Annotated in this window: 23 protein-coding genes; 7 read left to right on the top strand and 16 right to left on the bottom strand. The window is 69.2% G+C overall.

The genetic code is table 11. The annotated features are described in order from the left end of the window. Both QSK05_RS31280 and QSK05_RS31275 read right to left on the bottom strand, forming a co-directional pair. A complete protein-coding gene (locus QSK05_RS31280) occupies positions 1-1,701 on the bottom strand; it encodes a RecQ family ATP-dependent DNA helicase (protein WP_285600993.1) in 1,701 nt (566 codons plus the stop codon). Positions 1,702-1,783: 82 nt separating this feature from the next. Continuing rightward, positions 1,784-2,158, bottom strand: a complete 375-nt coding sequence (locus QSK05_RS31275; RefSeq protein ID WP_285600992.1) for a nuclear transport factor 2 family protein — start codon at positions 2,156-2,158, stop codon at positions 1,784-1,786. A 139-nt stretch (positions 2,159-2,297) separates the two neighbouring features. Here QSK05_RS31275 and QSK05_RS31270 point away from each other — a divergent pair, with 139 nt between their 5' ends. The 3 genes from QSK05_RS31270 (at position 2,298) to QSK05_RS31260 (ending at position 5,176) form a co-directional block, all read left to right on the top strand. After that, positions 2,298-3,116 carry a helix-turn-helix domain-containing protein gene (locus tag QSK05_RS31270; protein ID WP_285600991.1) on the top strand — a complete coding sequence of 273 codons (819 nt, stop codon included), beginning with the start codon at positions 2,298-2,300 and terminating at the stop codon, positions 3,114-3,116. Positions 3,117-3,228: 112 nt separating this feature from the next. Continuing rightward, complete coding sequence (locus QSK05_RS31265) at positions 3,229-4,293, top strand: alpha/beta hydrolase (RefSeq protein ID WP_285600990.1); 1,065 nt, start codon at positions 3,229-3,231, stop codon at positions 4,291-4,293. A gap of 97 nt (positions 4,294-4,390) precedes the next feature. Next, positions 4,391-5,176: a nucleotidyltransferase domain-containing protein gene (locus QSK05_RS31260; RefSeq protein ID WP_285600989.1), complete on the top strand. Its 786-nt coding sequence runs from the start codon at positions 4,391-4,393 to the stop codon at positions 5,174-5,176. 9 nt (positions 5,177-5,185) lie between these two features. Here QSK05_RS31260 and QSK05_RS31255 read toward each other — a convergent pair whose 3' ends face one another. Then, entirely contained in the window at positions 5,186-5,761 is a 576-nt protein-coding gene (locus QSK05_RS31255) for a GNAT family N-acetyltransferase (RefSeq protein WP_285600988.1), read from the bottom strand. 201 nt (positions 5,762-5,962) lie between these two features. On the opposite strand from QSK05_RS31255, the gene QSK05_RS31250 reads away from it, so the two are divergent. After that, positions 5,963-6,535: a hypothetical protein gene (locus QSK05_RS31250; RefSeq protein ID WP_285600987.1), complete on the top strand. Its 573-nt coding sequence runs from the start codon at positions 5,963-5,965 to the stop codon at positions 6,533-6,535. Between the two features lie 22 nt (positions 6,536-6,557). Here the strand turns inward: QSK05_RS31250 and QSK05_RS31245 are convergent, their stop codons facing one another. The 4 genes from QSK05_RS31245 to QSK05_RS31230 form a co-directional block, all read right to left on the bottom strand. Then, complete coding sequence (locus QSK05_RS31245; protein WP_285600986.1) at positions 6,558-6,956, bottom strand: nuclear transport factor 2 family protein; 399 nt, start codon at positions 6,954-6,956, stop codon at positions 6,558-6,560. A gap of 153 nt (positions 6,957-7,109) precedes the next feature. Next, positions 7,110-8,156 (bottom strand): arabinan endo-1,5-alpha-L-arabinosidase, encoded by a 1,047-nt coding sequence (locus QSK05_RS31240; RefSeq protein WP_285600985.1) that lies wholly within the window; start codon positions 8,154-8,156, stop codon positions 7,110-7,112. 109 nt (positions 8,157-8,265) lie between these two features. After that, positions 8,266-8,790, bottom strand: a complete 525-nt coding sequence (locus tag QSK05_RS31235) for an META domain-containing protein (protein ID WP_285600984.1) — start codon at positions 8,788-8,790, stop codon at positions 8,266-8,268. A gap of 129 nt (positions 8,791-8,919) precedes the next feature. Beyond that, positions 8,920-11,334, bottom strand: a complete 2,415-nt coding sequence (locus tag QSK05_RS31230) for a fibronectin type III domain-containing protein (RefSeq protein ID WP_285600983.1) — start codon at positions 11,332-11,334, stop codon at positions 8,920-8,922. Between the two features lie 321 nt (positions 11,335-11,655). Here QSK05_RS31230 and QSK05_RS31225 point away from each other — a divergent pair, with 321 nt between their 5' ends. Both QSK05_RS31225 and QSK05_RS31220 read left to right on the top strand, forming a co-directional pair. Beyond that, positions 11,656-12,066, top strand: coding sequence for a nuclear transport factor 2 family protein (locus tag QSK05_RS31225; RefSeq protein WP_285600982.1), 411 nt, complete (start codon positions 11,656-11,658; stop codon positions 12,064-12,066). Positions 12,067-12,118: 52 nt separating this feature from the next. Beyond that, positions 12,119-12,733 carry a TetR/AcrR family transcriptional regulator gene (locus QSK05_RS31220; protein ID WP_285600981.1) on the top strand — a complete coding sequence of 205 codons (615 nt, stop codon included), beginning with the start codon at positions 12,119-12,121 and terminating at the stop codon, positions 12,731-12,733. A gap of 35 nt (positions 12,734-12,768) precedes the next feature. Here the strand turns inward: QSK05_RS31220 and QSK05_RS31215 are convergent, their stop codons facing one another. From QSK05_RS31215 to QSK05_RS31185, 7 genes are all read right to left on the bottom strand, one after another. After that, positions 12,769-13,971: an MFS transporter gene (locus tag QSK05_RS31215; RefSeq protein ID WP_285600980.1), complete on the bottom strand. Its 1,203-nt coding sequence runs from the start codon at positions 13,969-13,971 to the stop codon at positions 12,769-12,771. A gap of 242 nt (positions 13,972-14,213) precedes the next feature. Continuing rightward, on the bottom strand, positions 14,214-14,795 hold the full coding sequence (locus tag QSK05_RS31210) for a cysteine hydrolase family protein (protein WP_285600979.1): 582 nt from the start codon (positions 14,793-14,795) through the stop codon (positions 14,214-14,216). Continuing rightward, positions 14,792-15,454 (bottom strand): cysteine hydrolase family protein, encoded by a 663-nt coding sequence (locus QSK05_RS31205; protein ID WP_285600978.1) that lies wholly within the window; start codon positions 15,452-15,454, stop codon positions 14,792-14,794. The genes QSK05_RS31210 and QSK05_RS31205 overlap by 4 nt, the downstream gene beginning before the upstream one ends. Before the next feature lie 12 nt (positions 15,455-15,466). Beyond that, positions 15,467-16,462, bottom strand: coding sequence for an ABC transporter permease (locus QSK05_RS31200; protein ID WP_285600977.1), 996 nt, complete (start codon positions 16,460-16,462; stop codon positions 15,467-15,469). Positions 16,463-16,464: 2 nt separating this feature from the next. Beyond that, positions 16,465-17,346: an ABC transporter permease gene (locus tag QSK05_RS31195; protein WP_285600976.1), complete on the bottom strand. Its 882-nt coding sequence runs from the start codon at positions 17,344-17,346 to the stop codon at positions 16,465-16,467. Beyond that, positions 17,330-18,985 carry an ATP-binding cassette domain-containing protein gene (locus QSK05_RS31190; protein ID WP_285600975.1) on the bottom strand — a complete coding sequence of 552 codons (1,656 nt, stop codon included), beginning with the start codon at positions 18,983-18,985 and terminating at the stop codon, positions 17,330-17,332. Before QSK05_RS31190 ends, QSK05_RS31195 begins: the two co-directional genes overlap by 17 nt. 1 nt (position 18,986) lies before the next feature. Further along, a complete protein-coding gene (locus tag QSK05_RS31185; protein ID WP_285600974.1) occupies positions 18,987-20,552 on the bottom strand; it encodes an ABC transporter substrate-binding protein in 1,566 nt (521 codons plus the stop codon). Positions 20,553-20,830: 278 nt separating this feature from the next. On the opposite strand from QSK05_RS31185, the gene QSK05_RS31180 reads away from it, so the two are divergent. Next, positions 20,831-22,597 (top strand): methyl-accepting chemotaxis protein, encoded by a 1,767-nt coding sequence (locus QSK05_RS31180; RefSeq protein WP_285600973.1) that lies wholly within the window; start codon positions 20,831-20,833, stop codon positions 22,595-22,597. A gap of 31 nt (positions 22,598-22,628) precedes the next feature. Here QSK05_RS31180 and QSK05_RS31175 read toward each other — a convergent pair whose 3' ends face one another. Together QSK05_RS31175 and QSK05_RS31170 are read right to left on the bottom strand one after the other, a co-directional pair. Continuing rightward, a complete protein-coding gene (locus QSK05_RS31175) occupies positions 22,629-24,194 on the bottom strand; it encodes an aromatic amino acid ammonia-lyase (RefSeq protein ID WP_285600972.1) in 1,566 nt (521 codons plus the stop codon). Continuing rightward, positions 24,191-25,783, bottom strand: a complete 1,593-nt coding sequence (locus tag QSK05_RS31170; protein ID WP_285600971.1) for an AMP-binding protein — start codon at positions 25,781-25,783, stop codon at positions 24,191-24,193. Before QSK05_RS31170 ends, QSK05_RS31175 begins: the two co-directional genes overlap by 4 nt. Positions 25,784-25,791 lie beyond the last annotated feature (8 nt).

Raw genomic sequence — 25,791 nt, 5'->3', positions numbered from 1 at the left:
TCAGTCTTCGTGCACCAGCAGTTCGGCGTCCGCCGCGATCACGGCCAGTGCCAGGGTGCGGTAGCCGACCTGCTCGAAGAGCACGGTGATCCGGTCGGACTCGTCGCGCATCACCACGCCCGGCCCCCATTCCCGGTGCCGCACCCGGTCGTTCGTGTCGAACCGGACCGCCCCCGCAGGCAGCGGCACGGCGTCCTCGTCGGGTTCCGTGCTCTCCGCGGCCAGGCCGGAGCGGCAGGTGTCGCAGTTGCCGCAACCCTCCTGGCCCTCGGGCAGCACCAGCTCCTCGCCGAAGTAGCCCAGCAGGAACTCCCGCCGGCATCCGGTGGTCTCGGCGTAACCGCGCATCATCTCGACCCGGGACCGGTCCATCCGGGTGTGCTCGGCGTCGACCTCGGCGGCGGCCACGACCGCGGCCGCCGCGGGGACCGCCACGTCGGTGTAGGCGAGGCGGGAGTCGTCTTCCATCTTCACCGCACCGGCCTGCTCGAGCAGGTTGATGGCGCCGGTGAGCTTGGTGGCGCTGAGATCGAGCTCCTCGCGCAGTTGCGTCGCCCCGACCGAACCGCCGGCCTCGGTGTGCTCGCGCACCGCCCCGGCGACCTGGGTGAGAACTTCCTCGTCGGGCCCGCCGGAGGCGAAGAACTTCCGTAGGGAGAGGTCTTCGGGACGGTAGTAGAGGCAGATCAGCGCGGGTTCGCCGTCGCGGCCGGCCCGGCCGATCTCCTGGTAGTAGGAGTCGATCGAGTCGGGCACGTCGGCGTGCACCACGAACCGCACATCGGCCTTGTTGATGCCCATCCCGAACGCCGAAGTGGCCACCACCACGTCGATCTCGCCGTCCAGGAAGCCGGCGTGCACCTCTTCGCGCTCGGCCGCCTTCATTCCCGCGTGGTAGGCCCGGGCCGTGCGCCCGGCCTCGCGCAGCTTCTCCGCGTACTCCTCGGTGGAACGCCGGGTGGCCGTGTAGACCAGCCCGCTGCCCTCGAGCGAGGCCACCCGCTCGATCACGCCCTTCTCCTTGTGCCGCGCCTCGACGAAGCGCCGCACCTCGAGTTCCAGGTTGGGCCGGTCGAATCCGGTGACGATGCGCACCGGGTCGTTCATCTTCAGGCGCTCGACGATCTCGGCGCGCACGGGTGGCGACGCCGTGGCCGTCAGGGCCACCACGCGGGGCCGGCCGAGGGCCTCGATCACGTCGCCGATGCGCAGGTAGTGCGGGCGGAAGTCGTGGCCCCACGCCGACACGCAGTGTGCCTCGTCCACTGCGAGCAGTGAAACATTGAGCTTGGAAAGCTTTTCCAGCACTGTGGCATTGGCCAGCTGTTCCGGGGCGAGGAACATGAACTCCGCGTCACCGGCCGTCAGCGAGTCCCAGGCGTCGTCGGTCACGCCGCGGCTCTGCGCGGAGTTCACCGCCACGGCCCCCAGCCCGGCGTTCTCACCGTGCTTGGCCAGGCCTTCCAGCTGGTCGCGCTGCAGGGCGATCAGCGGCGACACCACCACGGTCGGCCCGTCGAGCATCAGCCCGGCCAGCTGGTAAACGGCAGACTTGCCCGCGCCGGTGGGCATCACGACCAGCACGTCGCGGCCCTTCGACAGGGCCTTCACGGCGTCGAGCTGACCGGGGCGAAGCCGGGCCAGACCGAGCCGGGTACGGGCCAGTCGGCGGATTCTGAATGCAAGGGGAGCCAGCTTCACGAGCCCATCCTGATGGAAAGCGGGCGGGAGAGCACATTCGGCGCACTCCCCCACCCAGGGTAATGATCTGGTCATGTTCCGGTCACACCCCGGGAGCCCGATCGAGGAATCCCAGGACGCGGTCCAGCTTCCCGTCCGGGGCGATGAGCAGCACGTCGAAACCGACCACCACCGCCTCCGACCCCGTCGATCCGGTGGGCACGAGATCCCAGCCGAACCGCACCTGGTCGTGATGCCCGTCCACGGCCCCGGCCAGGCGCAGGGCGTGCCCGGTGAACTGTTGCTGCACCTGCCCGATCACCGCGTCGATCGCGGACGTCCCCTCCACGTCCACCATCGGGTCGGTCAGCCGGCAGGTGGGGGCGAACAGCTCCTCGGCCAGCACCCGGCGCTTCGTGTCGTCGGTCTCGTTCCAGACGGCCAGGTACTGCTCGGCGAGACTGGTCCAGTCGGTCATGTCGGCCTCCGGTTCCCGAAATTGCTTTTGGACGATCGAATCCTCCGGTCCCGCAGGGGTCCCGGTCGATGACCCGGCAGGTCATGTACGGCGCCACCGACGGGCGGCTACCGTCGATGGAATGACGGGGATGACGGGGATGACCGGGACGAGGGGGACGGTGAGCGAGGGCGCCCCGCCGCTGGGCGACGCGGGCGGCATGATCCGCTGGTGGCGGGAACGGCGGCACCTGACCCAGCTGGAGCTCTCGGGCCTCAGTGAGGTCTCGACGCGCCACCTGAGCTACGTGGAGACCGGCCGCTCCCGGCCCTCCAGCCAGCTCGTGCTGCACCTGTGCGAGCACCTGCGGGTGCCGTTGCGCCGCCGCAACGACATCCTGCTCGCCGCCGGCTTCGCCCCGGCCTACGCCGAGCACCGGCTCGCCGACCCGCCCCTGGCCGCGGTGAACTCGGCCATCACCACGATTCTGGCTGCGCACGAACCTCTTCCGGCGCTGGCGGTGGACGGCCACTGGGAGCTGATCGCGGCCACGGCGGCCATCTCCACGCTCACGTCCGGCTGTGACCCGGCCCTGCTCGAACCCCCCGTCAACGTGCTGCGGCTCAGCCTGCACCCTGACGGCATGGCCCCCGGTATCGCCAACCTCGGTCAGTGGCGAGGCCATCTGCTGCACCGGCTGGAGAGCCAGGTGCTCACGACCGGTGACCCGGTGCTGAGCGAACTGCTCGCCGAACTGCGCTCCTACCCCGGCGGCGAGACGCCCGCCGACCCGAAGGACCAGGTACTCGTGCCCTTGCGCTACCGCCTGGGTGACACCGAGCTCTCCCTACTGAGCACCACCACCGTGTTCGGCACCCCGGCCGAGATCACCGTGTCCGAGCTGGCGATCGAGGCGTTCTACCCGGCGGACGCGGTCACGGCCCGGACCCTGGGCGTCGACCCCTCCCGCTTCGTCTGACCTGACGCATCCCGACAACACCCCCGACGACACCCTGACGCCCCGGAACTGCTGAGAAGCCCCTGAGTCGGGGTTTCCCCACACTGCGCGGACCCCCCGTAACCTGGACGACATGTCCTTCACCTCCCTCGGCCTCACCCGCCGGGCCGGGCTGGGCGCGCTGGCCATGACGAGCCTGGGCGCCCTGGTCGCCTGTGCGAGGGGTTCGCGGAGCTCGACGTCCACGAGCTCACCCACCACGACCGTGGGAGAGGGATACACCCGCCACACCGACCTGGCCTACGCCGATCCCGTCGGCCGGGCCCACCTCCTCGACCTCTATGTGCCGACCGGTCCGGCCGGTGTCGAAGGCCCCTTCCCCGTCGTCATTTTCCAGGCCGGTTCGGCGTTCGGCAGCGACGACACGAAGAACGCCACCTCCGACCTGAGCGGCGCCACCACGGCCGAGGCCCTGGCCACCCGGTGGGCGCCGCACGGCTACGCCGTCGTCGGGCTGAACGTGCGCAGCAGCAGCCAGGCCCGCTTCCCGGCCCAGGTGCACGACGTGAAGGCCGCGATCCGTTATCTACGCGCCCACGCCGACGAATACCGCCTGGACCGGAACAGTTTCGCCACCATGGGAACGAGCAGCGGCGGCTGGGGCGCCGTGATGGCCGGGGTGACCGCCGACGACGCCGACTTCGAGGGCGACCTGGGCCATCCTTCGGAGTCCGGCGCGGTGCAGGCCGTGGTGGACCTGTTCGGCCCCACCGACTTCCTGACCATGGACGAGCACCGCCTGCCCGGCGGCCAGAAGCACGACCCGGCCTCGTCCCCGGAGTCGCGGCTGATGGGCTTCGCCATCCAGTCCGACCCCGCAGCCACCGCCCGCGCGAACCCCGCCGCGTACGTCACCGCCCAGTCCCCGCCGATCTGGATCTCCCACGGCACGAAAGACCCCCTGGTGCCGTACAACCAGTCCCAGATCCTGTTCCGGGCCTACCACTCGGCCGGTGCCCCGGCCACGTTCACCCTGGTGCACGACGCCGTCCACACCGACGCCTACCTGGCCGGCACCGACCCCGTCCCCGCGGTGACTGTCCACACCACCACCGGCGGTCACCTGACCCGCTCAGAAACCCCGGCCCCCACCTTCGACGTGATCCGCGCCTTCCTCGACGAGCACCTGAAGCGCTGAGCCGTCCGGGTCGGCCCGGGAAATCGGGATGCATTCGCGCCGCTGATGTTGCACGATGTCCGACTGCCCAAAATCCGGGCGGAGTGAGGAGATCGTGATGGAACTGCTGGCAGACCCCGTGCTGGAGTACGGCGACCGGAGCGTGGCGGAGAAGGGTCAGATCCTGCGCACCACCGTGGGCTCCGGCCTGCACGGCATCGCGATCGCGGGCACCGACGACCACGACGAGATGGGCATCTTCGTCGAGCCGGCCTCCTGGCTGATGGGGCTACGTCCCACGCGGGACAGTTACGTGGCGCGGTCCCAGGCCGAGGGGGCCCGCTCCGGGCCGGGTGACGCCGACCTGGTGATGTACTCCCTGCGCAAGTACCTGAATTTGGCTCTGAAGGGCAACCCGACGGCTCTGCTTCCGCTGTTCGCCCCCGCGCAGGACGTGCTGTTCAGCAACGAGCTGGGGCGCGAACTGCGATCGCTGCGCCAGCATTTCCTGTCGCAGACCGCGGCCTGGCGTTTCCTGGGGTTCATGCACTCCCAGCGCGACGCCCTGCTGAAGGGCGGGCGTAAGGTGCCCAACCGTCCTGAGCTGGTGGAGAAGTACGGCTACGACGTGAAGTACGCCTCGCACGCCCTACGGCTGGCGATGCAGGGCCGGGAGCTGGTGCACCACGGCCGGCTGTCGCTGCCCATGCCCGAGGCCGAGCGCCGGCGGGTGCTCGAGGTGAAGTCCGGCCAGGTCAGGGACATGCAGGTGGTGCTGGACGAGATCGATGCCGTCGCCGCCGAGGTGGTTGAGGCCCTGGAGTCGGGCCGGACTCCCCTGCCGCCCGAGCCGGACATCGACGTGATCGAGGCCTGGGCGATCAGCGCGCACAGCCGATCCTGAACGAGGGGTTCAGGCCCGCCACAACGTCCGCTGGGGCGGGCCTGACCTCACCACCAGATCACCCGTGACCCGGAATCCGTGACGCTCGTAGAAGGGCAGGTTGCGGACGTTGGACGACTCCAGATAGATCGGGGTGTCCGCGAAACGGCCGAGGGCGTCGGCCATCAGCGCCGTTCCGTGCCCCTGACCGCGCACGTCGGCGGCCGTGCCGATGAACTCCAGGTACCAGTGGTGAGGTGGCTGGAGTTCATGGGCCCGCTCGATGTCGCCCATCCGCTGCAGCAAACGGGGCAGGCGCCGGCCGGCACCGCGCACCATCGATGGCGCCGCCCGGATCACCGTGGGCAGCGGCAGTTTCCACTCCCCCGGAGCTGTCCACATCGCCACGGCCCGGCGGTCCCCGGTCGTGCGCACGTGGCCGCGGGGAATGGTGTGGTCCAGCAGCGCCCCGAACACCCGGGCCAGGCGGGCGTGGCGATGGCGCTCGGGGATCATCCAGGTCCACAGCGGGTCGTCGGCGAAGGCGTCGGCGAGGGTCGCCGCGAGGGCGGGCAGGTCGTCGGGTTTTGCCGGGCGCACGTCCACCCGCACATTTTCACCAGTCGGTGCCAGTTAGCCCAGGGGGTCGGGTTACGTGTGTGCAGATGGTGGACGTCCCACCGCCTGCGTGCCTGGCTCACCTCAGGAACGGGTCAGGTCGCGGGACTTGTCAGAAAGGCCCGGCTCCGCCCACGATGCATGATCGGGGAAGAGTGCACCACGGGTAGATACGGGTGGAAGGCAACGATGGCCAGGACGAACGGGCGGAACCGCACCCGGGGCAGCGCACCACGGCTCAACCATCCCCGCGGCAAGCCGCAGGACACCCGCGGCAGCTGGGGCGCGATGGTCTCGGCGCTGCTGGTGGCGGGGCTGATCTTCACGGCGGCCGTGATGCTGCACTACGGCGAGCTGCCGGCGTTCCTGGCCCCGGCCACATCGCTGGGGCACGAGAAGACGATCGAGACCGAGACCGGGACCGGCGACGCCGTCCAGAAGATCGCGCTCGTGGTGTCGGTGCCGGCCGGGCCCCAGGTCTCCAAGGCCGACGGGGAACCGGCCCGGAGAACGGTCACCGTGTCGGTGCGGGTGCGGAACGAGTCACAGGTGCCGGTCGAGGTGCCCGGCACCGGGCAGTCCCTGCGCACCGACGAGGCGCACTCCTACGACAGCGTCACGGACGGCCCGGCGAAGGTGACGAAGGTGGCGGCGGGCAAGGGCAAGACCGTCAAGCTGCAGTTCCGGGTTCCCGACGGCGAGACCCCAGCCACGCTGACACTGAAAGTGGCCGGGGAGCAACGTAAGTTCGACCTGTCCTGAGCCGGCGCCGAGCCGCCGGCGTTCAGCCCCGCAGCGCCTGCACCAGGGGCCGCATCTGCTCGGCGTCGAAACTACCGGTCAGCCGGACGATCCGGCCCTCGCGCACCAGCACCACGTCGGTGCCCTTGACGTCGATCGCCGTACCGTCGGGCAGCGTGCCGGTGAGGTTGAGCTCCACGGTGATCTCGTCACCGTCGCCGCTCACCCGGGAGGTCTCGGCGTAGTCCGGCATCAGGGTGGTGAACAGTTCCTCACGCTGGGCCAGGACCTCCAGCAAGGTCTTCGCCGGGTAGACGCCGTCCGTCGGGTCGGCCGGCTGATGGCGCACCTCGATCTCGTCCGCCAGGTACCGGGCGAACACCTCACGCATCGCGACCGGGCTGACCGTGGAGGCCTGGACCAGGTCTTCCAGAACCGACATCATCGTCCCCCGTTTGACCGTCTCGAAAACCGCTGCCGCCCCACTTTTGCCGACCACGCACCCGGCCGCAAGCACCCCGCCGCCGCTCAGGGAAAAAGCTCCCGGCGGCGATCGCCGCCGGGAGCTTTTCCGGAACTGCTGGAGAACCGTATGTCAGGACACCGCGGGCCAGTTCGAGGAGTCCCAGGTGAGCCGGTTGATGCCCAGCTTGGCCACGCCGTTGTCCGCACCGTCGTAGTAGTGGTAGACGAGGACGTCACCGTCACCGTCCTGGATCAGCGACTGCCCACCCGGACCGACGATCGTGCCGTGCGTACCGAGGATCTGGGTGCCACCGCCCGCGGTCAGCAGGTTGCCCGGACGGTCCTTGTACGGACCGGTGATGGTCTTGGAGCGACCGACCATGATCTTGTAGGTACTGCTCGTGCCCTGGCAGCAGGCGTCCCACGAGGTGAACAGGTAGTAGTAACCCGCGTGGTAGATGATCGCCGGGGCCTCGATGGCCGTGCTGTTCGCCCGGGAGGCGATGCTGTACACCGTTGAGCTGCTCGAAATACGCTTACCCGTCGAGGGGTTCAGCTCGATCATCTTGATGCCGGTCCAGAACGAACCGAGCGAGAGGTACCACTTGCCGCTGCGGTCGATCACCAGGTTCGGGTCGATGGCGTTGTGGTTGCTGCTGGTCGTGGTGGAGTAGATCTTGCCCTGGTTGGTCCAGCTGCCCGGCTTACCGGTGGTGCTGGTGGCCAGGAAGATCGCCGACTTGTTCTTACCGAACGACGAGGCCGAGTAGTACAGGTAGTACTTGCCGTTCTGGTACGACAGGTCGGGCGCCCAGAGGTTGCCGTTGCTCGTGCCGGTGTACTCATCGGTCCAGGTGGCGGTCCCGTTCGGGAAGGCCAGACCGGTGTAGGTGAACTTGGTGCGGTCGGTCGACGTGCGCAGCGCGATACCCGGGGCCGTCGCCGCCAGCAGGTACGTACCGTCCGGGCCCTTCACCATGGACGGGTCGTGCACGGCGACGTTCCCGCTCACGGCCCCCGGGCCGGGGTACTCGGCGGCGCCGGCCGATCGCAGGTGCAGGGCGGTCGGCACCACGGCCGCGGCCACGAGGGCGGCGGCCACCAGCCCGGCGATCCGGGTGCGACCGCGCCACCCGTTCCTACGCACCCCGGACGGTACTGAGAAGACGCTGGACATGACACCTTTCCTGGTTCGTCGAAAGACCGGCCACGCGGGCCGTGCTCATCACCAGGTCGGTTCCGGCACCGTCCACGTTGCCCATACCAGGATCAATTCGACCCTAATTCTACGGTGGTGGAGGCGTGCTCGCCTCGGTGCGCTTCCGGATCCCGTCCGCCACCGATGAGGTGGCCGACGGTGTCGAGGTCGGCGGCGGGTTCTTCTCGCGGGTGTACCGGGCCAGTTCGGAGGGGTGTTCACCGGATGCCTCGAAGACCAGGGTGTCGCCGTCCACCCGCACCTGTGTCGCCCGGCCCATCACGTCGACGTGGGGCACGTTCGCACAACCCGTCTCCGTGGACGCGGCGGACTCCATCCCGAACGCCCCCTCGGCCGTCAGGTCATAGGTACCGCGCTGGCCGTTGCAGCCGTCACTCGCCTTCCAGTCACCGTCGTCGAACCTCAGGTAGGCCTTGCCGTAACTGGACCGCCCGAAGTCCGAGACCGTCCAGCCGGCGATCTCGAGCGGGTACCAGGTGCCCGCGACCTGGTCCCGGACGTCACCGCCGCTCGAGGCGGGGGCGACCGACTCGTCCCCGCATCCTCCGAGAACCAGCACTGCTGCCACCACCGGCCAGATCACGCGATTCATCCCCGTACCTCCCGCAAGCATCCGGCAAACCTCGGAACCACCCCTTGGACGTCCAAGGGGTGGTTCCGGTTCCGGTTCGGGTGGGTGGTTACCGGGTGGGTGGTTACCGGGTGGGTGGTTACCGGGTGATCATCGGGTGAGGAAGGACGTGGTGCGCCCGTTCGTGGAGACGGAGGTGATCGCGCGGCCACTCAGGGCGGCCGTGATCTGCACGGGCACCGGGATCTTCGAGCCGGTCACCGAGCCGTTCGCCAGGTTGCCGTAGGTGTCGGTCGTGCCCCAGCAGGCGGCGGTGCCGTCGGTGGTCACGGCGCACCCGGTCGCCGCGTACGGGCTGTTCTCGACGAAACCGGTGGTCACCTGGGTGACGGTCTTGCCGGCGAGCGGACCGGAGGTGGCCACGACCGGCACCGGGTAGGCCCGGTTACTGGTGGAGTCGACCCCGAGCGGGCCGTACACGTTGTAGCCCCAGCAGTAGGCCTTGCCGTCCGCCACCGCGCAGGACGAGTAGCTGTGCGAGTCGATGCTGGTGACGGTCTTGCCACCGAGACCGTCGTTGGCCGAGTACACCGCGACCGGCACCGAACTGTTGTTGGTGGCGAAGTTGCCCAGCGCACCGTAGGCGCCGTAGCCCCAGCAGTACGCCTTGCCGGTGGCGATCACGCAGTTCTGCAGGTAGCCCGTGCTCAGGGCGGTGACGGTCTTGTCCTTCAGCACGCCCGTGGTGTTCACCGCGACCGGCACCAGGCTCTTGGTGGTGGTGTTGTTGCCGAGCTGCCCCCAGGCGTTGTCACCCCAGCAGTACACCTTGCCCTCGGCGAGGGCGCAGCTGTGGCCGCTCTGGGTGCTGACCTGCGTCACCGTCTTTCCGATGAGCAGACCGCCCACCTCGACCGGCAGCGGGCTGGGGGTGGTGGTGCCGTTACCCAGCTGGCCGGAGCCGTTGGCGCCCCAGCAGTAGGCCTTCCCGTCGGCGACGGCGCAGGTCTGGTGCACGCCGGCCTGGATGTCCGTGACCGTCCTGCCCGTGAGCGCCCCGCCGACCGCGGTCGGCAGCATGGCTGAGCCGCTGCTGCCGGTGCTGCCGTTACCGAGCTGGCCGTCGGGGTTGGCGCCCCAGCAGTAGGCCGTGCCCTCAGCCAGGGCGCAGGTCGCGAACTCGCCCACGGAGAGGTCGCTGAGAGCCTTGGACGCGATCGGGTTGTCCAGGACCGGCATGGCCAGCGCCCCGGTGTGCGCCACCGTGTCGGTGCTGCCCGTGAGCAGCTGACCGCTCGCGTTCCACCCGGCCGAGACCAGGGAACTGACGACCGCGGGGGCGGTCGGGGTGGCGGGGGTTTCGGTCACCTCCGGTGTCGCTACCGGGATGTCAGTAGCTGCGGGGATCGGGTCGGTTGTGGGGTCCGCCGTCGGGGCTGCTGTCGGGTCGGTTGTCGGGTCGGTTGTCGGGGCTGCCGTCGGGTCCGTTGTCGGGTCCGCCGTCGGGGCTGCTGTCGGGTCGGTTGTCGGGTCGGTTGTCGGGGCTGCCGTCGGAGCTGCCGTCGCTGACAGGGTCGGGGTGACCTCCGGGGTCGCGAGGACCGGGGCCTGCGGCAGGGCCGAGGCCACGACCGAACTGGCCCCGGTGCCGGCCACAGTGATCGCGGCGACCGAGATCTTGTACGCAACACCGTTGCTCAGGCCGGACACGACCGCCCGGGTGCCGCTGACCGGCTGCACGACCTGGGCACCGGCCTGCGTGACATAGGTCAGCGCGTAACCGGTCACCGGCGCTCCGCCGGTGTCGGCCGGGGCGTTCCAGGTGGCGGTGAAGGAGCCGTCGCCCGAGTCGACCGCCAGGCCCGAGGGCGCCTGCGCCACCGTGAGCGGCGTGACCGTCACCGAGGCAGAAGCCGCTCCGGTGCCCGCGGCGTTGACCGCCGCGACCCGGACCCGGTAGGTGGTCCCGTTGGTCAGGCCGGTCACCGTGGCGGTGGTGGCGTCGAGCTTACGGACGACGTCAGCCCCGGTCCCCGGGGTCGCCGTCAGCACGTACCCGGTGATCGGGGCGCCGCCGGTCTGCGTCGGCGCGCTCCAGCTCGCCGCGAACCGGGCGTCACCGGGAGAGGCCGAGACCCCGGACGGTGCCGCGGCCACGGTGAACGGGGTCGAGGTGACCGCGGACGATGCCGGGCCGCTGCCGGCCGAGCTGGTCGCCGTGACGGTGATGGAGTAAACGGTGCCGTTGGTCAGACCGCTCAGGGAGCTCTTGGTACCGGTGACCGTCGTCGTGCGGGCCGCCTGGCCCGAAGCCCGGTAGCTGATCGTGTACCCGGTGATGGCCTTCTTCGAGGACGGCGCGGTCCAGGTCAGGTCGACCCGGGAATCCCCCGCGACCGCGTTCACGCCGGTGACCTGGGCCGGGAGCTGCGCGGCAGCCTGAGCCGCGGCCTGGGCGGCCGCGTTCGCAGCGGCCTGCTCCATGGCCTTCTGGAAGGCCTCGAAGAGATCGGCGAAGAATCCGCCGTTCTGCTGAGGGGCACTCTTCTGTGCAGTGAAAGCCACTGGCACGACGATGTCTTCGCCCTGCCCGGCAGCGCTGTCCGTTGTCAGGTGAACCGCGCCGGGGGGCGGCGCGTTGGTGCCTACCGCGAACGTGGCGACAAGAACTGCCGCCGCGGCCGCTGAGGCCAATGTTCCGCGTGAACGCATGGGGGTGGGCTCCTGCCAACGTGATGCGCCCGGATTGGCCCGGGGTGAGCGAGTTACCTGAGCGTACACAGAGTTATACGCTGTGTAATGGGGCTGTGAGGGTGACGACCTGGCCCGGCGCCACGTCACCCACCTGGACCAGAGCCTGTTACATACGAGTGATTCGATGGGGCCATGAACCACTCGGAATGGATCGAGAGATACGCTTCCGCCTGGCGCGCGAGGAGTTCCGCGGATGTCGTGAAGCTGTTCACACCCGGCGCCGTGTACTACTACTCCCCCACGAAGGCGCCGCACCGGGGGCACGACGAGATCGCCGCCCACTGGAAGCGCGCCACCAGCACCTTCTCCGAGCTCGATCTGCGGTTCGGCACCCCGATCAGCCAGGGTCGGCGCACCTTCGTCGAAATGTGGGCCACCCTGCGCGATCCGGCCTGGAACGCGGCAGCCCCGAGCGACCTGGTCACATTTCCCGGATGCCTCGTGCTGCGCTTCACCGACGAGGGCCTGTGCGAGGAGCACCGGGAGTACTACAACACCGTGTTCGGCGAGAACATCGCCGCACCGGCCGGCTGGGGCGATTGATTCCGTAGCACCGACACTGGATTTCGGACTCCGTACAGGGCAGACTGGGTGAATGTCCGAGACCGTGGACGCCCCGGCCGCGCGGTCCGAGAGCCACCCCCGCAGTTCGGCCCGCCAGCGCATCGTCGAGGCCGCGACCGAGCTCTTCAGCACCCGCGGCTACGCCGCCACCACCACGCGCGACATCGCCGACCGCGTGGGCATCAAGCAGCCCTCGTTGTACTCACATTTCGCGGTGAAGGCCGACATCCTCATCGAGGTGGAACTTCAGACGTTCCGCCCCACCGTGGAGCGCTTCCAGGCCATGCACGCCGACGAGACCCTGACGGCCGGCGACCGGCTGGGCCGCCTCGTGGAGTTCGACGTGCGCATGCTCTGCGAAGGCTCCTGGAACGTCGCCCTGCTCGGCTACCTCCCGGAGGTGCGCCGCGAGGGCCTGGCCGCCGGGATGGCGGCCCACTCACACGAGCTGTTCCTGGTCTACCGCACCCTGGTCGGCGAGGCACTGACCGAGAACGGCCGCACGGAAACCGATCTCGAGACCCTGACCGAAGTGGTCTTCAGCCTGGTCGAGGGCATCATCCTGCGTCGGGTGCACGACCCCGACCTCGACGCCGACCGCCTGGCCCCCGCCGTCCGCGACGCCGCGCTGGCCATCGTCCGGTAGCTCTTGGGGCCCGACCTCCGCACCAAGCTGAATGGCTAACCGATTGCTGCTGCCCTGCCGACGGTCTCGCGCTTCTCGCGGGCCCGGCGACTCATCAGCAACGCCAGCGCTGTGAGACACAGGGCCACGACGCAGACCCACCAGAGACTCGCCGCGCCGAACCGGGCCAGCGCCAGCCCACCGAGTCCGGCTGCCAGCACGCGTCCCACCGGCCAGCTGAGGCCGTGGATGCCCTGGTACGTGGCCTCCAGCGAGTGAGGGGCGATGTCGGCGATCACCGTCGAGGCGACCGGGAAGATGCCCAGTTCTCCGACGGTCCAGAGCACGACCGCCAGGGCCCAGTGCCACCACTGCGTCGCGAAGACCTGCACCAGGTAACCGACGGCCGTCAGGGCCAGCCCGCCACTCATCACCAGGGTCTTCGGCAGACGCTCCACCACCCGGATCATCGGGATCTGCAACAGGCACAGCAGCGCCCCGTTGATCGTGAGCAGGGTGCTGTAGGCCGGTACGGAGAAGCCGTCGTCGGTCATGACGATCGGCAGGGTGGCCGTGCCCTGCAGGTACACGGTCAGGTAGAGCGTCATGATCGCGGTGAACACCCAGAGCACACCGTCGTGGCGAACTTTCGCGATGGCATGGAGCAGGGTCGGCATCGCCACCGAGGGGGGCGTGGTCGAGCGCAGCAACGGCACCATCACGAGCAGCACCACCAGCAGCAGCACGGCCTCCAGGTAGAAGACCAGCGCGAACGAGTACGTCGACAGCCAGCCGGCAAAGGCCGGGCCGATCGCGTAGCCACAGTTGATCGCCCACATCCGCAGGGAGTAGGCCCGTTCCCGCAGAGCCGGAGGAACCAGCCGGCCGATGAGTGAACTGAGCGCCGGTCCCGGCAACAGCGACATGGCCCCGTAAGCGAACAACAACCCGGCCAGTGTCCCCATCGAGACCGGCTGGGCGAGCGCCACCAGCAACCCCGCCGACGCGAGCTGCCCGACGACCACCACCCGTACGCCACCGAACCGGTCGGCCAGGTAGCCACCGCACAGACTGGCCACGATGCCACCACCCCCGAAGGCGGCCACGACCAACCCGATCGTCGCCGCATCCAGACCTCGGTCGCGGCTGAGCCAGGCCGACATCAGCGGGGCGACGAAGTGCCCGACCGACAGCACCAGGGTGACCGCCCAGAGCGCCCAGAACGAGACCGGGAGCCCGTACAGGCCAGGCGGTCTCACCGGTTGACGGCTCACTGTGCTCTCACCCCAGGGATATTACCCTTGCCCTGAGCAGGCCGATCCCAGGTCCGAAAGACCCCCGTTCCGGACCACCAACGGCCCCACCCGGTGCCGACGCCATGAACGTTCGCCCGTGTGCCGATCCCTCCCTGGTTCGTGATCAGGTGATCCCCCGGTATCTGAGGTCCGGGAGGTGCCCCCACCGCCCCGGGGACCACCAGGACCACCACCCCACCCACGCCTCACACCGCTGGTGCCGGCTCTGCCAGCCAGCCCATGACCTCGTCGGAGGTGACCAGGGCATCACGCTGCAGATAGTTGATCATTTTCAGGGCGTCGTCGTGGGCCTGGATGCTCGAGCCGGAGGTCAGGTCGGTGGCGACCCGGATGAAGAAGTCGCGCTGGTGCGCGTCGACCGAGGTGTACAGGATACAAATGTCGGTGAAGCCACCGATGAGAATGAGGTTTTCGACGCCGTACGACTTCAGCACGATGTCGAGCTCGGTGGCGAAGAAGGCGGAGTAGCGCCGCTTGCGGATGTGGAACTCCTCGCCCACCGGCCCCAGGCCGGTCGCGATCTCGGTACCGGGGTTTCCCTCGATGCAGTGCGGACCCTCGGAACCGTCGAGCTCGCGGCCGATGTCGGTGAGGTGGGGCTTGTGCACCTCCTGGATCCAGACCACAGGCACGCCCTGGGCCCGGCACTCGGCGACCATCGCCTGGGCCTTCTCCAACTGGCCAAGGCCGTAGGCGGCCTGCGGACCGGAGAGGTCACCGCCCTGGAAGTCGACGACGACGAGGGCGGTCTTGCCACTGATGTTCATGCGGTCTCCTTGATCGAGACGGTCTCCAGCCAGTCGTAGACCGCGGTGCTGCTCACGAGCGAGTCGCGCTGCAGGTACTTCATGGCGCGCAGCGCGGCGTCGTGCAGTTCCTGGCCCGAGCCGACGACGAGGTCGCTGACCGTGCGGAAGTGGTAGTCGAGCTGGTGCGCGTCGACCGCCGTGTAGTGGATGCAGACGTCGGTCATGCCACCGATGAGAATCACCGTCTCGGCCTTGTACCCGCGCAGCAGCAGGTCGAGTTCGGTGCCGAAGAAGGCCGAGTAGCGGCGCTTGCGGATCAGGTACTCCTCCGGACGTGGCTCCAGGCCCGGGTGCAACTCCGTGCGCTGCTCACCCTCGATGCAGTGCGGCCCCTCGGAACCGTCCAGCTCGCGCCCGATGTCGATCAGGCTCGGCTTGTGCACCTCCTGGATGAAGATCACCGGCACCTGCCGGGCCCGGAACGCGGTGACCAGCTCGACGGCCTTCGGGTTGCGCACCTCACGACCCGGCATGTAGGTCAGCGCCGGGTTGTTGCCCGGGTAGGGGTTCTCGAGACCACCGCCCTGAATGTCGACCACCACGAGCACGGTGTTGCCCACGGGCCGCAGCTCGTCGGACGGTGTCCAGTCGGTCACCTGAAGCGGATTGTCTGACACGGGTTTCCTTTCTCAGCTGAGGCGCACACGCGGATCGAGCACCGCGAGCCCCAGGTCGACGAGCGTGTTGACCACGACGTACACCGCGCCCAGCAGCAGGCTGATCGTGGCGACGGAGTTGGTGTCGGCGGCATTGATGGCCGTGACCAGGTACTGACCCAGCCCGTTCCAGGAGAAGATCTGCTCGACCACCACCAGGCTGGAGAGCATCATCCCGATCTGCACACCGAGCAGGCTCAGGGCCGGGCCGGCCGCGTTGCGCAGCCCGTGCCGCCGCAGCAGCTGTGACTCGGTCTCACCCAGAGACCTTGCGGTGCGGGCATAACCGGAGCGCAGGCTGGTGTCGAGACCGTCGGCCAGCACCCGGGCCAGGGCGACGCCCGGCCCCAGACTGGCCGCGGTGGCCGGCAGGATCAGATGTTTCAGCGCGTCGAAGGCGTACGGGATGTTGCCGGTGAGCAGCCCGTCGAGCACGAAGAAGCCGCTCAGCCCGCTGCTCGCCCCGTACGACGTGCGGCCCGCGACCGGCAGCCAGCCCAGCTGCCCGAAGAACAGCAGCAGACCACCGGTGGCGATGAGGAACGCCGGAGCGCTGGCCGCGCTGAAGAGCACGAACCGGATGACGCCCCCGGCCCGTCCGCGCAGCGAAGTGGCGCGGGCCAGCACCAGACCGATGACGATCGACAGGAGCACCGTGGCGACGGCCAGTTCGAGCGTGGCCGGCAGACGCCCGCCGAGCTCGTCGGCCACCGGACGTTTCGTGCTCAGGCTGAGCCCGAGATCGCCCTGCAGCAGCCGGGTCAGGTAGTCCCAGTACTGCACCACGACGGGCTGGTCGAGACCGAGCCGGACGCGGGCCGCCGCGATCGCGTCGGGTGAAGCGTTGGCCCCGACGTAGGCGTGCACCGGGTCTCCGCCGCCGAACCGGCTGACCACGAAGATCAGGACCGACAGCGCGAACAGCACGACCACCAGCGAACCGATCCGGCTCACGGTGAAACGCAGCATGATCAGGCCCCTCTCGCCCGTAGAACCGACCGCAGCCCGTCACCGAGATAGTTGAAGATCAACGACAGGAGGCCCACCGCGACCGCCGGGAACACCGGGATCCACCAGGAGTCGAGCAGGTACTGCAGGCCGGCGCCGGCCATCAGCCCCAGCTCCGGCGAGGGAGCCGGTGAACCCAGCCCGATGAAGGCCAGGGCCGCGAGCGTCATGATGACACCGCCGATGTCGAGGCTGGCGGTGACGAGCACGGTCGGCAGCACGGTGGGAACCGTGTGCCGCACCATCAGCCGGGTGCCGTGCGTGCCACTCATCCGCGCTGCCTCGACGTGCAGACTGGTTGCGGCACGACGGATCTCGCCACGGGCGATGCGGGCGTACAGCGGCCACCAGACGATCGCGATGCCGATCATCGAGCTGCGCAGACTGGGCCCGAGAGCCGCCACGATGGCCATCGCCACGATCGTGGCCGGGAAGGCCAGGAACAGGTCGGTGATCCGCATGAGGAGACTATCCACCCAGCCACCGACAAAACCGGCGACGGCGCCGATGAGCAGGCCCAACAGCGCACTGCCCCCGGTCACGACGAGCGCCGCGAACAGACTGATGCGCGTCCCGGCCAGCACCCGGGTGAGCACGTCGAAGCCGAGGTTGTCGGTACCGAGCCAGTGCCCGCCCGAGAACGGCTCCAGATAGGGGGTTCCGGAGGGTACGTCGGTCGCGTAGGGCGAGAGCAGCGGGCCGAGAAGGGCCAGCAGGACGACGATCACGAGGGCGGCCAGAGCCACGGTCTCCGGGGTCGTCTTCCGGCGGGCCCGCGGCGCACCGGCCGAGGACGAGGTGTTCGCCGCGGTCCCGGAGGCGTCGGTCTCAGTGGAGGACGGCATGCAGCAACCTCCGACCGTACTCGCTGGTGATGGCGGCGCCGAGGTCGTCCGCGGGGACGCTCTCGACGATCGCGCCCTGACTGATCACGACAACGCGGTCGGCGATCACCCGGGCCGCCGCCAGGTCGTGGGTGACGAAGAGCATGGGCAGTCCCAGGTCATGACGCAGAAGGTTGAGCAGGTTGAGTACCGAGCAGGCCACGCTGACATCGAGCGCGCTGGTCGGCTCGTCACACAGCAGCAGCGACGGGGGCACCACCACGGCCCGGGCGATCGCGACGCGCTGCCGCTGACCACCCGAGAGTTCGGCCGGTTTCGCGTCGAGCACCGAGGCCGGCAGAGCCACGCGTTCCAGCGCCGTCCGCAGGTGTGCCTCACGCTGAGACCGGTCGAGACCGGCTCCGGTGACGGTATTCCCGAGTCGTTCCATCAGTAGCGAGCGAACGGTGAGCCACGGGGTCAGGGAGGCACCCGCGTCCTGAAAGATGACCTGAACCCCCTCCCCACGACGCCGGTCGACCACGACGTCCCCGGTGTCGGGCTGCTCGAGGCCGGCCGCGATCCGCAGGATCGTCGACTTCCCCGAACCGCTCTCCCCCACCAGGGCGACGCTCTCGCGCGTCCCCACCCGGAGGTTCACGTCGTGCAGCACGTCTTTGCGGTGACGCCGGCCGAAGCCTCCGGTGGAGAAGGACTTCTTCACCTTGGCCAGCTCGAGGGCCGGTGCGCTCGAACGCGGGCCACCCTCGGCCTCGGCCCCGAAGTCGCTCCACCGCAAACTGCCCTCGGCCCACTGACGTTCCAGATCCGCGTCCTGGATCCCGCGGGCCTCGGCCATCGACGCGACGACCGTGGCCTCGGGAAGCCCCACCGGGCGTCCCCGATCGGAATGCAGGGTGAGCCGCGAGGCGACCAGCCGCTGCGTGTAGGGGTTCTGCGGCTTCTCCAGTGTGTCGGCGGTGTTGCCGTGCTCGACGATCTTCCCGTTCCGGAGCACGGCCACCTCGTCACCGACGGCCCGGGCGACGCCCAGATCGTGCGTGATGAACAGGACTGCGCAGCCGAGCTGTTCGCGCTCCCGACTCAGCAGCTTGAGAATCTGTGCCTGGACGCTGACATCGAGAGCGGTGGTCGGCTCGTCCGCAATCAGCAGGGAAGGACGCCGGGCCAGGGCGAGGGCGATCATCACGCGCTGACGCATACCGCCCGAGAGCTGATGCGGGTAACTGCGCAGCACGGTGGCTGGTTCGCGGATCTCCACCTCTTCCAGCCACCGCGTGCTCTCCGCCGTGCTCCCGGTGACCAGGCCGAGCAGCCGCCCGATCGTCATGGTCGGGTCGAGCGACGACATCGGGTCCTGGAAGACGGTGGTGACCCGGTGACCGCGGACGCCCCGCCAGCCCGTCTCCTTCGACGGGTCGAGCGAGGTGCCCGCGACGGTCACCGTGCCGTGGGTGGTGACGCCGCGCAGGTCCGTCAGAAGCCCCTGCACCGCGAGCCCGATGGTGCTCTTCCCGGAGCCGGACTCCCCTACCAGGCCGAGGCATTGCCCCGGCTCGATGGTGAAGGAGACGTCGTCGACCGCGGTCGTGCGGGTGTAGTGGACGCTGAGGTTGGCGACGGACAAAGCGGCGGTCATGTCAGTCTCCCGACGGGCTCAGGTGCGCCAGCTGCAGCACACCGGTGATGACCGGGTTCCAGGACTCCTCGACGCCGGTGACGTCTTTCTGGAAGACGGCCGTGCCCAGGCTGTTCGCCACCGAGTACCAGTAGGCCGACTCACTGACCATGCTCGCGGCGTCGCCGTACAGGGCATCGTCGTCCTTCGTCGCGGCCTGCGCCAGCTTGTCGGCCAGGCCGGGAACACTTGCCCCGAAGAGATCGAGTCCGCCGTCGGGTGTGTAGAAGACGGTGCCCCAGGCGTCCGGGCTGGCGGTGTCGGGGAAGCCGGAGAAGAACGTGACGTCAGGGGCGTCGGCGCCCTTGGCCAGGCCCGAGTAGTAAGTGCCGGCCGCGTATCCCGTGCTGTCGGCCTTCACCCCGGCCTGGTTCAGCATCGCCGTCAGGTTGTCGCACAGCGCCTGGCCGGACGAGCTGCTCTCGGCGTACCCGCACGAGATCGTCCTGTCCTGGAGAGCACCACCGGCCAGATCGGCGAGCGCACCCTCGTCGTAACTGATCTTCTGCTGGTTCACGGCCTCCGGCAGCAGGTTCTGCGGGAAGACCTGAGTGGTGGAGGTTCCGGTGTCGCCGAGCGCCAGCTTCGCCAGTTCGGGGAAGTCGATGCCGCCGACGAACTGCTTGCGGGTGGTGTCGTCGCCGAGTTCGGGGCTCTTCGGGTTCACGAACAGCGTGGGTGTCTGCATGCTCGGGAAGGCGTAGGTCTTGAGGTTCTCGACCTTCTTCAGCGAGCTGAAGGAGGAGCTGTCGGTGTACCCGATCAGCCCGTCCACCTCGCCCTTCTTGAGCTGGAGCTGCACGGTCGACATGTTCGAGACGACATCGAAGTGGACGTCCTGGTAACCGGGTTCGTCACCCCAGTACTGGGCGTAGGTCTTCAGGTCGTACGAGACGCCCGGGTCGAAACCGGTGTACGTGTACGGCCCGGTGCCCGCGTCGTTGGTGGCGAACCAATTGTCGTCCTCACCCTTCCACGGGTGCTCCTTCAGCGCGGTCGGGCTGATCATCTTCGGCCCGAACGGTGAGGCGAGCAGGTCGAGGAAACTCGAGTTGGCGCTCTTCAGCGTGACGGTGACCTGGTAGTCGCCGTCGGTCGTGACGTCTTTCACGCCCTTGACCATGTAGGCGGGGCCGGCGTCGACGTCGACGCGGCGGTCGAAGCTGGCCTTGACCGCGTCGGCGTTGAAGGGGGTGCCGTCGTGGAAGGTGACGCCCTCGCGCAGGGTGAAGGTGAACTCGGTGTTGTCGTCGTTGGCCTGCCATGCGGTGGCGAGCCGGCCTACGAGCTTCGGTTCGGCCTGACCGGGCTGGTAGTCGAGCAGGCCCTCGTAGGCACTGTTCACGAGGTTGAGCTCGTAGCCGTCGTAGGCCGAGTCCGGGTCGGGCGTGGAGATCGCGCCGAGGAAGGCGAGGTTGAGTGTGGTGTCCGAGCTACCGGTGCTGGTCGTGCCCGGGGTGCTTCCGGAGCAGGCGGTCAGGGCCAGGGCAGTGACCGCGAGGCCTGCGGTGAGAGCGGTGAAGCGCATCCGATGAGGCATGGGGCCTGTGCTTTCTCGGGACGGCTGGACGGTGTGGGTCTATTAGCTATCGCTCGATAGTTACGAGGAGCGACAGTGGTCGTTACCCGGGGGTTTCTCAGCGAGCCCATCAGAATGTGACCCGGGCCACGGACGAGTCGCGGTGGCTCGGTCGACCGACAGCAAAGTGCGGTTGCGGGGTCGAGCGAGATCTACCCCCCGAAGGCCGAAAGCTCGCCCATCGTCCGGACTCAACTGCGCAGGACGGTGGTCGAAGATCACCACGGATGGCCCGGGTACCTTCACCGGGCATCGCAGCGACCATCGCCTGGGTCGCTGGTGTCGTGGTGAAGAACTTCAACTCTGGGAGACCCTCGATGGTCAGCGTTCAGGCAGAGACGGTGCCACCCCGGTTCGGAGTGACGCAGCGTTTTCTGGAACCCCTGTCCAACTTGTCGCTGTTCCAGAAAATCATCAGCGTCCGTGTCGTCGCCGCCATCTTCAGTGGCGGCGCGGTGCTGATGACCCTCATGCTTCTGGCTGACACGGCTCCCCAGATCAGCCGCAGTTACATCGTCCCCCTCACCTCGGTGGACGACCTGCGCGCCGACGTCCTTCAGTCCCGGGCGGACCTGCTTCTCGCCCAGGCAACCAGCGGCGCCGCACAGACCCAGGCCATCGCCCAGGCCCGCTCGCTCGACGAGTCGGCTGCCCGAACCCTCGCAAGCTACGCTGCTTCTGACGGAAGCTCCTCATCTTCAGCAACTTTGAGCGAATTATGGACCGCGTACACCACCTGGCGAGATTCCACCCTGGTGCCGGCGCTGACCACCGACCCGGAAGCTGCTCTCTCGCTGTTGACCGGCGAGGGCGAGACTCAGATGCAGAATCTGCTGACCGGCCTCACGACCGTCCGGGCCGCCACGGTCAGCCAGGCCGCCGCCGATCAGAACCAGCTGCTGGCCGATCACCGCCGCGATCGCTGGGAGGTGATCGCCCTCTGGCTGGTGACCGAACTCGCCGCCTTCACCATGGCTCTGCTGGTCGCCCGGATGGTGCGTCGTTCCGCCCGCCGGGTCCAGACCGTGACGCACGCTCTCGCCCAGGGAGACCTGACCCATCGCACCGAGATGACCACTCGGGACGAAATTGGCCGGATGGGAGCCGATCTGGACGGCGCCCTGGACAAACTCTACGACGTCGTGCGCACGATCAACGCCTCCGCCGGCCAGGTCACCGAGCACGGGGCCCATCTGAGCCGGATCAGTGACGAGGTCGCGGAGGGGGCCGCCGAGTCGTCCGCCCAGTCCCAGGCCGTCACGGCTGCCTCTTCCGAAGTGGCCGGAATCGTGGCGGCCGTGGCCGCCGCGGCCGAGCAGATGAACGGATCGATCGCCGACATCTCCCGCAACGCCGACGAGGCCGCCCGGACCGCGACCGAGGCCACCGGTGGTGTCGCCGTGGTCCAGGAGAAGATCCAGCGCCTGGGGTCTTCGTCCGAAGAGATCGGCAACGTGATCGAACTGATCAACTCGGTGGCCCAGCAGACCAACCTGCTGGCCCTCAACGCGACCATCGAGGCCGCCCGGGCCGGCGAGTTCGGCAAGGGCTTCGCCGTCGTCGCCAACGAGGTGAAGACGCTGGCCGAGGAAACCCGCAGCGCCACCAGCGACATCGCTACCCGGGTGGCGGCGATCCAGGCTGATGTGTCATCGGCGGCCGGCTCGATCGAGCAGATCACGGAAACCGTCACCCAGATCAACTCCAAGCAGGGGCTGGTGGCCGGGGCGGTGGACAGTCAGAGGTCGATCATCGCCGACATCTCGATGTCCGCCCAGGGAGCGGTCGGAACCTCCTCGATGATCGGGATGCTGTCCGACTGCGTCATAGCCACCTCCGATCTCACCGCGGGCGCGGTGGCCCGGGCCCGGGCGTCCGCCAGCAGCCTGGAAATCCTCGGCAGCGAACTACAGCAGCTGATGATCACCCAGTTCACCATCGAGACGCCCCGGGAGGACCGGTCCGACCAGGACAGCCTCCAGGTGACCGGGTGACCCGGGTCACCCGGCATCCGGCTTCACCCGTTCACGGAGCGAGGATCCCTTCCCGGACGATCTCGATCATCGAGTGGGTTTCGACATCCTGGTCAAACCCTTCCACCCACGGCATCCAGGCCGGGGGCAGGGCGGCCCGGCCCGGAGCCAGCCCTCGGGCCCGCAGATGCTGGAACTGCACCAGGGAGATGGCCAGGACTGCCAGAATGCTGGCCAAGCGGTCACTCTGCTCGAGTGATGTCCGCGCCGCCAGCGGTGCCATGGGCACGATGTCCTGGTTACCGGCGTTCGTCGGCACACTCATCGTCGACGCCCATCCGCAGGCGTGGCGGGCGGCGGCCAGCACGGCCGAAGCGGTGAGCTGGGCACCGGCCAGACCGGCCTGCGCTCCCGGCCGGCTGGCCAGCAGCAGCGGGGCCCTCGACGTGGCCGGGCACATCAGGACGTCGATCTGCCGTTCGGCCAGCACCGCTGCCTGGGTCAGGGCCCCGGTCAGCAGATCGGCCGCCGTCGCTGTCGCAGCAGCGTGGAAGTTACCGCCGTGCAGCGCTTCCCACCCGAGACCAGCCGCGGTGGCATCGACCAGCACCGGATTGTCGCTGACCCCGGCCAATTCGTCCTCGATCATGCGCCCCGCCAGGCCGGTCAGTTCGAACGTCGGACCCAGGACCTGTGGCGCACACCGCAACGAGTAAACCTCCTGAAGCGGTCGCTCCGGCAGGCTCGTCCGGCCGGCGCCTTCCCCGACCCCGCTCTCCTCGTCGCCAGTACTGGTGCCGGCCGGAGAAGGCACACCGGGGAGTGCGGCGGCGACCGCTTCCCGTACGGCAGCGGCGGCCCGCTGCTGCGCCGACTGTCCGCGGACCGCGTGCAGCCTCGGATCCAGCGCCTGCTCCTGGGCACCCAGACTGGCGTACAACCATCCGGTCAGATCGACCGCCCGATGCAGGAGCCGACGGGTGCGGGCCAGAGCCATCGCTGCCATCGCCGTCGAGTAGCTGGTCCCGTTCACCAGGGCCAGGGCTTCCCGGGCGTCCAGACCGACCCGGGACAGGCCGGCCTCGGCGAGCGCCTCGGCGGCCGGGCGTGAACCGGGACCGTCGGCGAGGACCCGCCCTTCGCCGGTGAGCGCCCGGGCGATGTGTGCCAACGGGATCAGGTCCCCGCTGGCACCCACACTGCCGAACCTCGGGACGGTAGGGACCACTCCGGCACGCACCAGGCCCAGCAGGGCCCGGAGGGTCTCTGCTCGCATCCCCGAATGCCCTCGGGCCAGCGAGTTGGCGCGCACCAGAATCGTGGCCCGCACCAGCTCCGGCTCGACCGGATCACCGGTGCCGGAGGCCAGGTGCGCGATCAGCGAAGCCCCCTGGGCCGAAGGGTCACCGTCCGCCGGGTATCGCACATGCGGGCCGAATCCGGTGGTGGCGCCGTAGACGGGGGTGCCGGCGGCCAGGAGCTCGAGCAACCCGTTGCGGGCCGCCGTCATGCGTTGTTCCGCCTCCGGATACAGGTCCACCTCGACCCGGGCAGTGCCGGCGAGGGACTCAAGTCGCTCGGCGGTCAGGTTCAGCGGAAGCATCACCGTGGCGGTCACCGTGAACTGCTCGGCTCCGGCCGGGCGACCTCACCGCCCTGTGTCGTGGACGGATCGTCCAGATCGTCCAGGACCGGGCGGGAGTCGTTCCCGAGCAGATGCTCGGCGAGGTGGCGCCGCTGGATCTCGCCCTTGGGTGATCGGGGCCAGTGGTCGGCGGGCACGGCCGCCACCGCCCGGACGTGCGCCGTCCAGGGGCGGGGAGAGCGTTCCACCCATGCCTCCACCGCGGCCGGGGCGGTATCAACCACCAGGGTCAGACCCGAGTCCGGCCGGGACAGGGAGGCGCAATCCACCCCGGTCCCGGCCGTGACCTCGCTGTCGATGTCGGTGAGATTGGCCCAGCAGCCGTTGGGAAGCTTGACGGTGTCGTCCACGCGGCCAGTAAACACTAAGCGTTGCCCATGATCACGTACCGTGTCTTCGGTGATCAGCCGATCTTCCGGTCGCCGCACCAGGAGGCCCGTGGCGTCCAGCACCCCGGGCCCGACATTGGGGCCACGCACCGCCAGCCGCCCGTCCACGATCTCCACGTGACAGCCGACCGGGCGGCCGATCACCCCGACCGCGAAGTCACCCGGATCGCCCAGGCACACTCCGGGGCCGGCCTCGGTCAGCCCGTATCCAGGCCGTAACCGGGTGCGTGAAAGTTCCTGTCCCAGAGAGGCGTCGACGGAAGCACCGCCGACCAACCCTCCTCCCAGCGCCGCCAGCCGGGCTGGCGCCTCGTTCGGCGCGGCCCGCAGGAACCGGCGGAGGGTCAGCGGGACGCTGTTCAGCCAGGCTCCCTCCCCCGCCTGCTGCAACAGGGCTGCCAGACGCTCGGGGTCGGCGCCCGCGGCCCGGTCCCGGAGCACGACCTGCGCCGCGGTGAGACCGACGAGCAGATCCAGGACGACTCCGAAGGCATGGTGCCACGGCAGCACACTGGCCATGACTCCGGCCGGCCGCTCGCCCGGGTCCTGGGGATCCCAGGCGTCCCCGAAAAGGACGGTCAGGTGGGAGTTCAGGACGGCGGTCAGATTCCCGGGGGTCAGCGCCACCCAGTGGGGACGCCCGGTGGAACCGGAGGTGTGCAGCAGCAGGGCGATCCCCGGGCCGTCGGGGTCGGCCCGTCGGCACGCCCGCCGCAACTTCGGGACCGGGGCCAGTCCCTCCAGACTCGCGGACACCATCCAGGCGGGAGCGAGCATGCCCTCGTGGCCGGACGGTTCGATCTGGTCCGAGGAGGCATGCACCACCAGCCGGGCATCTACGGCCTCGGCTCCGGCCCGCATCCGGTCGGCCGTGATCCCGCCGGGCGGCGGGCGCAGCAGAGCCATGGTGATTCCGCCGGTCAACCCGGCAACCACGGCGGCGGCCAGCACCAGGTCGTCGTTCGTGCAGACCAGTACCCGGTCGTTGCGCTCCAGACCGGCGGCGCGTAGACCGGCGACCAACCGCCGGGCACTGACCCACAGACTGGCTGCGGGCAGGGTGCGTTCGCCGTCGAGAATGACCGGGACGCTGGAGCCCCGCAGTCTCTGGCGCAGCCGGGCACTCAATTCACGCTCGCCGGTGGCGTCGACCGGCAGGCCCGTCTCGTCCATGTCCCCTC

It is taken from the genome of Kineosporia sp. NBRC 101731 (assembly GCF_030269305.1).
Classification (GTDB): domain Bacteria; phylum Actinomycetota; class Actinomycetes; order Actinomycetales; family Kineosporiaceae; genus Kineosporia.
The sequence above is the reverse complement of the archived record's forward strand: the minus strand, read 5'-3'. Positions and strand labels throughout refer to the sequence as shown.